This is a genomic window from Chryseobacterium joostei (assembly GCF_003815775.1).
GTDB classification, from domain to species: Bacteria; Bacteroidota; Bacteroidia; order Flavobacteriales; family Weeksellaceae; genus Chryseobacterium; species Chryseobacterium joostei.
Window position 1 is genome coordinate 4,191,625 of sequence record NZ_CP033926.1, and the last position, 13,131, is coordinate 4,204,755.

General features: G+C 37.0%; 14 protein-coding genes and 1 tRNA gene. 10 read left to right on the forward strand and 5 right to left on the reverse strand.

The features are described from left to right. Positions 1-59: 59 nt before the first annotated feature. From EG359_RS19100 to EG359_RS22575, 5 genes are all read left to right on the forward strand, one after another. Positions 60-581 (forward strand): hypothetical protein, encoded by a 522-nt coding sequence (locus tag EG359_RS19100; RefSeq protein WP_076356452.1) that lies wholly within the window; start codon positions 60-62, stop codon positions 579-581. Positions 582-952: 371 nt separating this feature from the next. Further along, the gene (locus tag EG359_RS19105) at positions 953-1,207 is read left to right on the forward strand and encodes a hypothetical protein (protein ID WP_076356458.1); all 255 of its coding nucleotides are present in this window, start codon (positions 953-955) and stop codon (positions 1,205-1,207) included. A 29-nt stretch (positions 1,208-1,236) separates the two neighbouring features. After that, positions 1,237-1,518 carry an RCC1 domain-containing protein gene (locus EG359_RS19110; protein WP_076356460.1) on the forward strand — a complete coding sequence of 94 codons (282 nt, stop codon included), beginning with the start codon at positions 1,237-1,239 and terminating at the stop codon, positions 1,516-1,518. Next, positions 1,515-1,745, forward strand: coding sequence for a hypothetical protein (locus tag EG359_RS19115; protein ID WP_076356462.1), 231 nt, complete (start codon positions 1,515-1,517; stop codon positions 1,743-1,745). Before EG359_RS19110 ends, EG359_RS19115 begins: the two co-directional genes overlap by 4 nt. Next, entirely contained in the window at positions 1,742-1,918 is a 177-nt protein-coding gene (locus EG359_RS22575; RefSeq protein ID WP_164463084.1) for a hypothetical protein, read from the forward strand. Before EG359_RS19115 ends, EG359_RS22575 begins: the two co-directional genes overlap by 4 nt. Before the next feature lie 354 nt (positions 1,919-2,272). Here EG359_RS22575 and EG359_RS19120 read toward each other — a convergent pair. Together EG359_RS19120 and EG359_RS19125 are read right to left on the reverse strand one after the other, a co-directional pair. Beyond that, positions 2,273-2,359, reverse strand: a tRNA-Ser gene (locus tag EG359_RS19120). A gap of 45 nt (positions 2,360-2,404) precedes the next feature. Continuing rightward, positions 2,405-3,433 carry an asparaginase gene (locus tag EG359_RS19125; protein ID WP_076356464.1) on the reverse strand — a complete coding sequence of 343 codons (1,029 nt, stop codon included), beginning with the start codon at positions 3,431-3,433 and terminating at the stop codon, positions 2,405-2,407. Between the two features lie 81 nt (positions 3,434-3,514). Between EG359_RS19125 and EG359_RS19130 the strand changes: the two genes are divergently transcribed. The 4 genes from EG359_RS19130 to EG359_RS19145 are packed head-to-tail and all read left to right on the forward strand — an operon-like array spanning position 3,515 to position 6,096. Next, on the forward strand, positions 3,515-4,183 hold the full coding sequence (locus EG359_RS19130) for a TrmH family RNA methyltransferase (RefSeq protein ID WP_076356466.1): 669 nt from the start codon (positions 3,515-3,517) through the stop codon (positions 4,181-4,183). 4 nt (positions 4,184-4,187) lie between these two features. After that, positions 4,188-4,619: a hypothetical protein gene (locus EG359_RS19135; RefSeq protein WP_076356468.1), complete on the forward strand. Its 432-nt coding sequence runs from the start codon at positions 4,188-4,190 to the stop codon at positions 4,617-4,619. Beyond that, a complete protein-coding gene (locus tag EG359_RS19140) occupies positions 4,619-5,458 on the forward strand; it encodes a hypothetical protein (protein WP_076356470.1) in 840 nt (279 codons plus the stop codon). Before EG359_RS19135 ends, EG359_RS19140 begins: the two co-directional genes overlap by 1 nt. Then, positions 5,455-6,096 carry an XAC2610-related protein gene (locus EG359_RS19145; protein WP_076356472.1) on the forward strand — a complete coding sequence of 214 codons (642 nt, stop codon included), beginning with the start codon at positions 5,455-5,457 and terminating at the stop codon, positions 6,094-6,096. Before EG359_RS19140 ends, EG359_RS19145 begins: the two co-directional genes overlap by 4 nt. Before the next feature lie 32 nt (positions 6,097-6,128). Here the strand turns inward: EG359_RS19145 and EG359_RS19150 are convergent, their stop codons facing one another. The 3 genes from EG359_RS19150 to tsaD are packed head-to-tail and all read right to left on the reverse strand — an operon-like array spanning position 6,129 to position 8,229. Continuing rightward, a complete protein-coding gene (locus tag EG359_RS19150) occupies positions 6,129-6,824 on the reverse strand; it encodes an RsmE family RNA methyltransferase (protein ID WP_076356474.1) in 696 nt (231 codons plus the stop codon). Then, on the reverse strand, positions 6,821-7,216 hold the full coding sequence (locus EG359_RS19155; protein WP_076356476.1) for a hypothetical protein: 396 nt from the start codon (positions 7,214-7,216) through the stop codon (positions 6,821-6,823). The genes EG359_RS19150 and EG359_RS19155 overlap by 4 nt, the downstream gene beginning before the upstream one ends. Next, positions 7,213-8,229, reverse strand: a complete 1,017-nt coding sequence (tsaD, locus tag EG359_RS19160) for a tRNA (adenosine(37)-N6)-threonylcarbamoyltransferase complex transferase subunit TsaD (protein ID WP_076356478.1) — start codon at positions 8,227-8,229, stop codon at positions 7,213-7,215. The genes EG359_RS19155 and tsaD overlap by 4 nt, the downstream gene beginning before the upstream one ends. Positions 8,230-8,233: 4 nt before the next feature. On the opposite strand from tsaD, the gene EG359_RS19165 reads away from it, so the two are divergent. Then, positions 8,234-13,036 (forward strand): translocation/assembly module TamB domain-containing protein, encoded by a 4,803-nt coding sequence (locus EG359_RS19165; protein ID WP_076356480.1) that lies wholly within the window; start codon positions 8,234-8,236, stop codon positions 13,034-13,036. The last annotated feature ends 95 nt before the right edge of the window (positions 13,037-13,131 follow it).

A 13,131-nucleotide genomic window follows, 5' to 3' on the forward strand; every position in this document is an offset into this window, starting at 1 on the left:
AACAAGAGGTTGAGAGCATCAATTCTCAGCCTCTTTTTAACCATTTTAAAACAAAAGCAATGAAAAAAACAATAGCATTATTAGCTGTTTCTCTGTCAGCTTTTCAGGTGCAGGCTCAGTTGGCGGTAGGGAAATCTGCCGTTACCAACAATTCGGTTTCCTTAGAGTTTTCCAATACAGAAAACAGAGGACTTGTTCTTCCGTATAATATCAACAAATCAGGGATTACTGAAAACGGAACGATGATCTATGATACCACAGACCATAAGGTAAAATATCTGAAAGACAATGCCTGGTTTGATTTTAGTGTGGATACCTCCGGTACTTCGGATCTAAGCATTCAGGGAGCAGATAAGACCGAACAGCCTGGAGCAAAGGTTGCGATCTATAGTACAGGAAGCACCAACACTACATCGGGAATTCTTGTATTAGAAGATACTAATAAAGCAATGATACTTCCTAAGGTGGCAAGTCCGCATCTCAATATCATCAATCCCGCTCCGGGAATGATGGCGTATGATACCACAAAAAGACAGCTTGCCGTATATAATGGCACTGTATGGTCTTTCTGGAAACCATAATTAAATTTTTGATAATAAAGAGCCTTTTTATTAAGTAATACTTTACTTAGTAAAAGGCTCTTATTTAAAACAGAAAAGAATGGAATAAAACTATTTTTTATAAACACACAAAAAACACAAAAACAAATAAAAATTATGACGAATTATATCTTTTATAACACGTCCCTCTTTCCTTTCATCTGATTATACATCGATCTGTATTTCCCAATAGAAGTAGAAAAATAAACTTGGCTTTATCAATCAGTTTGATGGTGCCTAAGGAGTTGAGCATAAGATTTACCTATAAGTATTTCTTAATCATATAGTTGTGTTGATTCTGGAATGTTTGTAGGTTACTATATATCTTTTTGATAACTAAAAACAAAATCTTTATGATGAAGAAACATCCGAAGCAATCACTGGAAGAGCTTCTGAAAAAACGAAAACTGTTATTAATAATATTGCTCTTTCTGGGCAATATCATAACACAAGCACAATGCGTGTCAGGCTGTAACCCGAATACTTATGTAAATGCCGTAGACCCTAATACCATAGAGTATGATAATTTCGTCGCAGGAGTTTCTACCATAGCAAAAACTGACAACGGTAAATTTACTGTTTGGGGACAAGGGGCTAACCCGAACTGAGTAGGTGGGGCGCGCTAGGAACCAGTTTATTGGCACCAACAGAGATAACACCGGCGAATGGTTTTAATTATACAGGAACTTATCTTGGCGATGGAACTGCCGTTGCCAACAGAACCTATGCAACTGAAGCAACTGTGCCGGCTGGCGTTACCCCAAAAACGATAAGGATGACAATGGGAACAACAACATCCCAGCCCTATTATCTACTGGCTACCGATGGGAGACTCTTTTCTATGGGTGAGAATAGCAATAGACAATTGGGAGATGGTACTACCGCAGACAAAACTACCTGGGTACAGCCGCAAAAATGACCGATCAGTATGGGCAGGGTACGGGACCATTGGTGAACATCGCATGGATTTCACCCAATGAACATGCTCATGATAATAGTACGGTTCCTAAAGCCGGTGTTAACGTACTGAACAATGATAAAAAACTATGGGGCTGGGGACTTGGTCGTATAATTGGTGGTTCGTCCACAACAACTTACTATGACCCTGTTATATGCCGGGCAACAGTACAAATGCTAACGGAATGAAAATGACCGATGAAATCATTATGGTAGAAACAGGGTATGGGTTCTCTGTAAACTACAAAAAAGGCTCAGACAAGTTTGGCTTTGTAGGAACCTCTATCCATACTAAAGGGGATGGCATTGAAACCTTCCGAAGTTTCTCTACTTACGTATATGATACCGCTGTTTTGATATGAATTTAAAAGATTTAGAATCTTTCTGCCTTTTTTAAGAGAAGTCTGAAATAGCAATATGTAAGAGGGGGCTTTTTTGGGGTATTTCTTTTTTGAAATCCCAATCTTTTGCAAATAAAAAATATTGAGTAAAAAAGCACTTTCTATCTTTTGCAGATACATATATAAAGCCTTAACGGATGTTCACCACTTTTTAAAGTAGTTTTTGGTATCTAAGTAAAATCTTATTTTCATGGAAATTCTATTGTGTAAAAGTGGACTAAATTATCAATATTTTGTACTCAATAAAACAAATCAGAAAAATAAAATATGCAAATGTTATAAAAAAAAAGCGCTGATAATCAGCGCTTTTTTTTGCAGAGAGGAAGGGATTCGAACCCTCGATACAGTTACCCGTATACTACCTTTCCAGGGTAGCTCCTTCAACCACTCGGACACCTCTCTTTTTGAGATTGCAAAAATAGGATATTTTATTTAAATACCAAATTTTTAGTGCATTTTTTCAGCAGTAATTTCTCCGCAAAGGCTTTTGGTAAAGTTATCCGCGAAACTTCCGGAGTAATTAGGGTTATCTATCAGGTGCATAGCTTTGGTAATGGCCGTCTCTGCAGTCATATCTCTACCGCTAATGGCTCCTATTCTTGAAAAAATGTTACTGTTCTCATATTTTCCGAAAGAGATACCTCCTGAAATACATTGACTTACCACCACGATTTCAGTACCGTTATTTCTGATTTCCTGAAGCGTTTCCTGTGTTTTAGAACTACTGAAGATCGTTCCTGAACCAAAAACCTGGAGAATAAGAACCTTCATTTTAGGAATTTCTCTAAAGTGGCTTAAATGCATACCCGGAAAAATTCTCCAGAATAAAATATCCTCGGAAATATGTTCATCCACGTGAAACTCTACGTCAGGATCACAACGGAAGAGATTATCCTTGATAATATTTAAATGAACCCCGGATTGTCCTAAAATAGGATAGTTGGGACTTGAATAGGCATCAAAATACTCCGCAGAATACTTCAGTGTTCTGTTACCACGTAATAATTTATATTCGAAATAAATGGCAACCTCCTGAATAACCGCTTCATCATTCTCATAAAGACTTGCATAGTAAAGGCTGGTCAGAAGATTTTCCTTGGCATCCGTTCTCAGATCACCAATAGGAAGCTGGGAACCGGTCATGATCACTGGCTTTCTTAAACCTTTTAACATGAAGCTTAGTGCCGAAGCAGTATAAGACATTGTATCTGTTCCGTGAAGAATCAGGAAACCATCATAGTCATTATAATTTTTTAGAATATAGTTGGCGATTACTCTCCATTCCTCAGGCCCCATATCCGAAGAGTCCAGTGGTTTTGCAAAGGGATGTACGAAAACTTCACATTCCATAAGCTTCATTTCAGGCATCTTTTCAAAGATATTACCAAAATCAAAGGCACGTAGACTACCGGTTTCATAATCTTTTTCCATACCGATGGTTCCTCCGGTATAGATGAGCAGGACTTTTCGCTTCATGTACTATTTTTAATTAAGAATTAGGCCCCAATTAGGCTTCATACTCCAAAATTACGTTAATTTGCAAAGATTTGAAAATGAATGAAAGATTTAGCACAAACTTTTGAATATTTAAAACAGTTTTTAACAGAGGAACGATTGGCAAAGATTGAACATTTCTCCAAGGAAAGTTCTGATTTTGTGCTTCCTGTGATGGATGATGTATACCAGTTCAGAAATGCAGCGGCTATCATAAGATCAGTGGAAGCCTGTGCTTTCCATAAGGTAGTTGCCATGGAGGAAGAGAATGTTTTCAATCCCAATCTTACGGTTACTAAAGGGGCAGAAACATGGGTTGAAGTTGAAAAAATGCCTAAGAATATTGCCTCTCTGCAGAATATTAAGGACAGAGGATATAAAATTTTGGCTGTATCCCTCGAAAAAAATGCAGTAATGCTTCCTGAATATGAAATTACAGAACCTATAGCCCTTGTTTTCGGAACTGAACAGGCAGGAGTTTCTGAAGAAGTAATTGATTTTGCTGATGAGACACTGGCTATTCCTATGTTTGGCTTTACAAGAAGCTATAATGTTTCCGTGGCAGCAGGAATTTGTATGTATGAACTGAAACAGAAACTTCTTAAATCAAATATTGATTATAAGCTTAATGAACAAAAGCTTTTGGAAATGCAAGTCCGATGGGCAGTAAACTCCATCAGTAGCGGAAAGGAGATTTATGCAAAATATTTAGCCGAACAAAATATACTTTAGATTCATGAAAAAATACACCAAATATTTATTCATTTTTTCTTTCATCATGTCTTTAATAAGTCTTGTTATGGGAGAAATTGGAAGAAAGGAAATATATCCCTTTGCCAGCTGGAAGTTGTTTACAGTGCCTTGCGGGGGAGAAGAATTTGGGCAGAGGTATAAGCTTTACGGAGTTAAAAATGGCGATACCTTAAGAATTTTAAATACCAATACAAAACATTATACGGATAATGATATGGATGGTATTATCAATGCCTATGGAGGAGAGATAGATCAAAATAATGACAGGAACGGGAATATGAAAAAGCTTCTTATTTTTGCTAAAGATGCCCTGCCGGAGTTTCAAGGGTATCTATTATACAAGGAGAAATATAGGCCTATAGAAGTGGATGAGAAAAAGATGAATATTACTAAAACATTTATTACCAAACTCTAATGAAATACGCTCAGCTTACTGTATTCAATTATAAAATTGCTTACTATGCCATAAGAATATTTGGTTTGTATTGGTTGGTAGCTCAATATGGGAGGTTTGCTGAACTTACGGGAAGACCAAAGGAACTGTATGAACCTGCTTTGTGGATTCAGAAAATGATGTTTCCGGAGTATCCGGGTGCGCCGCTTTTCATAGGGCTTTTAGTAGCTTGTGGAATATGCATCGCGGCTTCGCTTATCAAACAATCTTATATACTTAATGTGCTGATATTTTTACTGATTACAGTCATTAATCTTCCTATATCTGCAAACTTTGGAATCCGCCATACCAATCATCTCATTATACTTGGCTTTTTCCTGAGTATCTTTCTGCTTCCGAAGAATCTTGATGAAAAAGATTATAAACAGGTACAGTATTTTTATCTTGGATTGTTAATTACATACAGTCTGGCTGGGATGAGTAAGTTTTTAGGAACTGCAAAAAATATTCTTAAACACACCGATAAACTGCTGTGGATAGACAAAGATGCCGCAAAGTTAAATACCTATGAAAACTATCTGATGGCAGACAGAGTAGTACCGGAATGGATAAAGCAGGTCTATACTTATGATAATTTCTGGGTGGTACTGACTGTAATGGGAATTGGGCTTCAGTTTCTTTGTTTTGCAGGAGCCTTTAATAGAAAATTGCTTACCTTTTTTATGCTGTTCATCATTATATTCCATTTATACACCTACGAATTTGTTCTTGCGGGTGCCCTGAATCTTATCCCTTTTGTGATTGCTGCATTTTTCCCTTATCATATTTTTAAACGTAACAATCAGTCATTGGGAGTATGAAAAAAATAGTGTTCTTCATTGGAATGATCTTAATGAGCTGTGGTAAAAAAGCAACAGCCGAAAAAGAAAATATGGCTAATGAAAACATTATTAGTAAACCCTTACAAGTGGAAGAGGATGTAGATACAGCAACCATCCCGTTTTCAAAAACCCTAAGAGGAAATGGGTACGTTTATACACTTGAAGGAATAAAAAGATCCAATGAAACCATTGATTTTAAATCCATCGGAATATTTGATAAGGAAGTTCTCCATCAAAAAATTATTGTTGATACCATTTCGGTTTTAAATGAGGGAGAAGCCTTTTTTAGCGTTAATCAGGATATTAATTTTGACGGATTAAACGATATAGAACTTGTTAATCAGGCAGGAAACTATACTTCATCATCCAGCTTTTGGCTTTATAACAAAAATATAAGAAAGTATGAATACTATAAGCCATTGGATACCATCATTAATCCTAAAATAGATCCGGTGAAAAAGAATATCGTTTCTGATTATCACATTGGGCCTACAGATACCTACTTCAAGGTTTATGCCTGGGAAAAAGGAAAATTGGTTCTTCAAAGCGTCCAAATTAATGATGACCAGGGGGAAACCTATCAGTATAGAAAAAATGGTAAATGGATTACAGAATAATCATATATTATCCACCTTTTTCAAAATAAGTTTTATATCATATTATAATAATTCCAGGCTGCGACAAATACACCGGCAGTTTCAGTTCTCAGTCTCTGATTACCTAATGACACAGCCTTGATTTTATTCTCAGCCAGAAATGAAATTTCCTTTTCAGAAAAATCACCTTCAGGGCCAATTAAGAAAGTAACCTGTTCCAGTGACGGAATATTTTTAAGATCTATTCTTTCCAGGTTTTCATGACAGTGTGCTACAAAAGTATTTTCAGGATCAATATTTTTCAGGAAATCAGGTAGTTTTATAGCATCATTAATAACCGGAAAATGGAACCTTAAACTCTGCTTTGATGCAGCAATAGCCTGCTTTCTGATTTTGTCTATATTGATGTTCTTACGCTCTGTTTTTTCCGTCACAATAATACTGATCTCAGAAATCCCCATCTCTACAGCCTTTTCTACAAAAAATTCTATACGGTCAATGTTCTTCGTTGGAGCAATAGCAATATGAAGTCTGGGATTAAAGTCTGGGAGGTCTTCCTTAATTTCAGCTACTTCAATGCTCGCTTTCTTTCCCTCTATAATAAGTTTTCCGGAAGCAAGTTTCCCTTTCCCATCAGTCACATGAATTTCTTCTCCATCTTTCATGCGAAGAACCTTTACCATATGTTGTTGCTCATCATCGTTGATAATAACTTGTTGATGAGCTATTTCTCCATAAAATAATTTCATATATCCTGAGTTAAAAATGCAACTCCTGTTTTGATGGTTGTGTATACATCGTTATCACAGTCCCGATAAGAGCACATGAATATTTCTTCTATCCAACTGTTATTAACGAAAATCAGATTTAAGTATTCCTGCTTTCTCAGGTTGTTTTTGATCGATAAATAATCTCCCTCTTTTGGAGTGTAGGGAAAACTAAAAGGATGCTCAGAATTTATTGATTTTAAAATTTCTTCTTTTACATCCTGAATATATCCTTTTTCAGAACTGGATGGGAAATAATCTAAAGAATCCTCTGAGTGCTCATTTTTTCCTGTAATTGTTTCTAATATCCAGTAATATTTTGAGTTCTTTTTAGAGTGTGTTCCCAGTAATTTTTCTTCTAAGAGTATTTTCATAAATCATATTTTGCAGTTGCTGAAGTTCTCAAATCTGTAAATTCTCCTCTTTCAAACTTCAGTTGTGCAACCATGGCAATCATGGCAGCATTGTCAGTAGTATATTCAAATTTTGGAATGTAAATACTCCAATCAAGTCTTTCCTTGTTATCTTCCATGGCTTTTCTAAGAGCAGAGTTGGCAGATACTCCACCGGCAATGGCAACTTCCCTGATGTTGAGTTCCCTGGCAGCCTTTTCCAGCTTGTTCATTAAGATCTCAATGATGCATTTTTGTACCGAAGCACAAAGATCGTTGAGGTTTTCCTTAATGAAATCAGGATTTTTTCTAACTTCTTTTTGAATGAAATATAAAACAGAAGTTTTAATACCACTGAAAGAATAGTCGAAGTTTTCCAACTTCGGTTTGTTGAATTTAAAAGCATCAGGATTTCCTTCCTTTGCAAGCCTGTCAATAATAGGTCCTGCAGGGTAATCCAGATCAAAGATCTTTCCGATCTTGTCGAAAGCTTCTCCTGCGGCATCATCAATTGTTTTTCCGATGATTTCCATATCAAAATAGTCCTTTACCAATACAATCATGGTATGTCCACCACTTACGGTAAGACAAAGAAAAGGAAAAGTAGGCGGCATAGGATTTGCATCTTCGATGAAATGGGCCAAAATATGGGCTTGAAGGTGATTAACTTCAATTAACGGAACGTTGAGGCTCATAGCCAATGACTTAGCAAATGATGTTCCTACAAGAAGAGATCCCAAAAGTCCGGGACCGCGTGTAAATCCTATAGCAGAGATTGCATTTTGTTGTATATTTGCTTTGGTAAAAGATTTTTCAACAACGGGGATTATATTTTGTTGATGGGCTCGCGAAGCCAATTCAGGCACTACACCTCCATATTCTTTATGGATGGCCTGATTCGCAGCAATGTTTGAAAGAATAGAATTCCCCTTGATGATAGCTGCTGAGGTGTCGTCGCAAGACGATTCAATACCTAAAATTATAGAGTCGCTCATAATAATGGCAAAGTTAGAGAATAATAACGAGAATGAGAATAAAAAATCCGTAACTGAAAACCTAGGTGATCAGGTACAGAAGACTGTGGAAAATGTAGAGGGCAAGGTTCGGGAAACCGTTAAAGAAGCATCTGAGCTAGCTTCAGATGCAATTAATCATCCCATAGAAACAGCAGAAGAGTTTGGGAAACAGGCTATAAAAGATGTGACCAGCTACAGCTGGTGGGCAAAGCTTTTGCTGATTCTTTTTTGGTTGGGTATTGTTCTGGTAGGAGGAGTACTGGTTGCAGTTAACCTTCCGGTGACCAAGCAATGGGCGGCAGATCAGGCATTAAAACTTGTAAACAATGACTTTAAGTCCGGATTTTCTACGGAAAGTGTAGATGTGAATTATTTCGGAAATGTAACGATAAAAGGGTTAAAAGTAAAAGATTATAAAGGATTAGATTTTATCCAAGCGCGTGAATTTCGTGCGGATTCAGACTGGATATCTCTGGCTGTGAATGCTATTTCAGGAAAAAGTAATTCTTTAAGCTTTAATTCCCTGACACTTGTTAATGCAGACATAAAAGTCATTACGTATAAAGGAGACAGTATCTCCAATTTTGTCAGATTTACAGAACTCTTTGATGATGGGAAAAAAAGAGATCCCAAAAAACCTCCCTTTCAATTAAACTCAAGAGTACAGATTCTTGATTCCAAGGTTTCTATTATTAATGAAAACTCTTCGGGAGATCATGGAAAATGGCTTACTGCAACAAATTTTAACTTAAAGGCACCCAACGTTAAGGTGAATGGACCCAATGTTTCGGCGCTTATTAATAATATGTCCTTTGTGACTTCCAGATGGGGGAAATCCCATATCGTTGATACCTTTTCAACAGAATTATCCTTAACCAAGCAATTTTTATCCCTAAAAGACCTTACTTTAAATACAGATCATACATTACTTCAGGGAGATATTAAATTCAATCTTCATGATGGTTCATGGGCAGACTTCGCAGATAAGGTTCGTTGGGATATGAATATACAACAGGGAAGTCAGGTAAGCGGGTATGATATCAGCTATTTTGTGACGAACTGGGATAATTTCAAGCCATTTAACCTTGCTGGAAAAATGACGGGGCCGTTAAATAAATTTCATCTGGAAGACTTCCTGATCAGAAATCCTGATGTGAATATCGCTACAAAAACGATGAAGGTAGACAATCTTCTGAACGGGCATTTTTCCATCGAAACAAAAGATCTTTCTACAGACTTTACCTACAAGGACTTAAAAGCAATGATGCCTACTTTTATCTCCAGCAAGATGAAGAATTTTGCTGATGATTTCGGAAAGTTAAAATATAACGGAACAGCAAAGGTAAATCCGGACCAAATCTATGTGGATAACGGAAATCTGATGACAGGGATTGGGCAGGCAAAAATTTCCAAACTTTCTTTAACAGGGTATAGCACTGCAATGCCAAAATATTCAGGATATCTTGATGTAAAAGATTTAAATACCTCTGTAATCACAAAAAATAAAACAGTAGGTTTAATCTCCGGAAAATTTGATCTGAATGGGCAGAGCTTTGATGTGAATACAATGCGTCTTACCACCAAATCCCAGATTGCCAGCATTGAGATTATGGATAAGGTTATCAATAATCTATATCTTGATGGATTATTGGATCATAAAAAATATAACGGGCTTATTACGGTTAATGATGAACAGGCAAAAGCTACCATCAAGGGACTGATAGATTTCAGTACTTCTAAGGTGGCAATGGATGTAAATGCGGATGTTACCCATCTGAACATGAATTATTTTACCAATAAACCAGGAAGCCAGATTGTAAGCGGTCAGGTGGAAGGTAAAATGTCTATGTCATCCATTAATGACCTTACATTAGATGTTAATGCCAATAATCTGCACTTTGCAACAGCCACCCAGAAATATGATATCCCTAACGCTAAAGTAAAGACCTTCATTGAAGCCGGAGGACGTGTGATAGATGTAGATGCACCTGGTGCTGCTACAGGTAAAATCTCCGGTAAGTATAGCCTTGCTGATCTGGCAGGAATGGTAGAGAATGGAGTAGGAAGAATACTGGTGGGCCCACCACCAAGAAAACTATACAGAGGACAGAATTTCGCCATGAAGTTTGATGTACAACAAGGATTGGTTAATTATTTCTTGCCCGAATTGAAGCTGCCTCATGGAGCATTGGTAGAAGGAGAGTATGATGGGAACTCCAATAACCTGATCCTGAATCTTGATGCATCAGCTTTAAAATATATCATGACAAAAGAGGAAGAGATTACAGATGCAGATAAAGCCTTGGCATCCTCTAATCCTGACTATAAAATTAATGATCGGAAGAATATTAATAAAGATAGTGCCTCGGTAGATAGCGTTAAGATAAGAATAAATACAGCTAATCTCGATCAGCAGTTGTATGCCAGAATTAACAGATTGGAATATAATAAGAATATTATTAAGGATTTTGAGCTTAAAGGGAATAATGAAAATGGAAATACGCTTCATCTGGCAACTGTATTTAAACACGGAAGCCCAGATGATGAACTGAATGAAAACCTTAAAGAATATGCCATTAATGTGGACCAGTCTACAGATGCTGCAGGTGATTATGTATTTAGATTTGAACCTACTGAAGTCAAATTCAATGAAGTTACGTGGGCGATAGATACTAGTCCGGAGCTTAATCATTCTATTACCTATAGAAAGAAAACCGCAGATTTTGACATTCGCAATCTGAGGGTTTATTCTGATAAAAGTGCCTTATTTATTAAGGAAGCACAATTTAAATCGGCCAAGGATTTTTATTTAGATGCTGATATCAGTGATTTTGCCATAGAAAAGCTGCTGGAAATGCAGTCCGGAGGAAATGGCATGAATATACAAGGGCTTGCTAACGGAAGTGTGAAGATCAAAATGGATAAAAGCACTTTACAGCCATTGGTAGATCTTACCGTGGATGATATTAAGATGAATGGTAATGAAATGGGGGATATCTCTATTTCTGCCACCAATGGATTCTCTCTGAATGTATATGATATTGATGTTAAAGTTCATTCAGCAGGAGTGCTTGGAAACAATAGTCTGAATCTTACAGGTACGGTTAATAACAATACCGCTTCTCCAACTATTGATCTGACAGCAGAAATGAGAGACTTTGACTTATCATTTACACAGCAGTTTGTTCAGACCATTTTTGGAAATCTTAGAGGTAAGGCAACCGGAGATCTTAAGATTAATGGGAAGCTTCGTAACCTTGACTACAATGGAGATATAGCCTTAAAGGATTTTGGATTAAAGCTTCTCTTTACGGGAGTAGATTATTCATTTGACGACACAGTAATACAGCTAACCAAAGGGTTGGCTATCCTCAATAATATCGAAGTTCATGACGGTAGATCAAACTCCAAGGGGAATATTTCTGGGGCGATCCAGTTTGAAACACTTTCTTCAATGGGGGTATCTCTCGTAATGAGGGCAGACAACCTGTTGATGCTTAATACAACTCAAAAGGACTTTGACCTGTTTTGGGGAAGAGTATATGGACAGGGAGATCTTTATGTGGATGGACCGGTTTCAGGGCTAAGTATTACAACGCCTAATATGAAAGCTCTTAACGGAAGTACTTTCACCTTTAATTCCAGTTCTACCTCCAATGTAGAAGAATTCAAGATGCTGAGGTTCCTGAAAGAAGGAAAAGATGGTTTGGTAACTCTGGAAGAAAAGAAAAAGACAGGTGCCAATATGAATATTGATTTTAATTTGGCTGTAGATAAAGGAACCACCGTAAATGTACTTGTGGGTGATGATGTAGGAAATATTACGGTAAAGGGAGTTGCAGATCCTCTGAAATTCCAGATGAACAGACAAGGAAACATCGCCATGAGCGGAACATATAAGGTAGATAACGGAACATTTGTTTCCAAGGCAATCCTTAACAAGACTTTCCAGATTGAAAAGAATAGTAGTATCAGATGGGATGGTGACGCTATGAAGCCGGCACTTGATATTACAGCCAACTATGTAAGAATGGTTTCTAATGCGGGAGAGTATCTGAGTATGGGGAAACTTCAGCCTATCAGTATTATGTTGCAGGCCAACATTACCGAATCTTTGATGGATCCTAAAGTGGAACTGAACCTTACAGCAATGGATGTTTCCAGCCAGGTAAGAGAAACACTGGCTGCTAAAATGAGCCAGGAGGGAGAAAAAGTACTTCAGTTTGGTTCCGTTCTTCTTTTAAGTACATTTAATGTGTCCAACACAGGTGGGGTAGATGTAAATGTAGGGAACGTAGCCGAATCGTCAGGATATAATATGCTTCTAAAGCAGTTGGGGTCCGTTCTTAATACCATGAGTAATGAATTCCAGATTGACCTGAATTATGTAAAAGGTGACCAGAACTCAAACATTGGAGACAGGGCTAATGCGGGGCTTAGCGTGGCTGTCTCACCTAGGATAAATATTAAAACCGGACTAGGAATTCCATTGTCTAAAACCGACGCCAATAGCAGCGGAGCACAAAATAATTATCTTTCCGGTGAGGGATCTATAGAATATGACCTTTCCAAGAAAAATGATGGTACTTTGGTTCTACGAGGGTATTCCAAGCCTACAAACATCGGTATGATAAGTACAAACGGAGCTGCTAATCAAGCTTATGGAGTAGGAGTTATGTGGAGTAAAAGCTTCAATTCTTTGTTTAAAAAGAAGAAAAAAGATAAAAAAACCGTTACGGACAAAGCAGAAATAAAAACAGATTCTATAAAATCACATGCTAAATAATCAGAATATTTTAATGATTTTTATCATCCGTGTTAATTATTGTTAATATTTGATATATATTTTTTAGTTAAATTATTTTTCGTAAATTTGCAAAA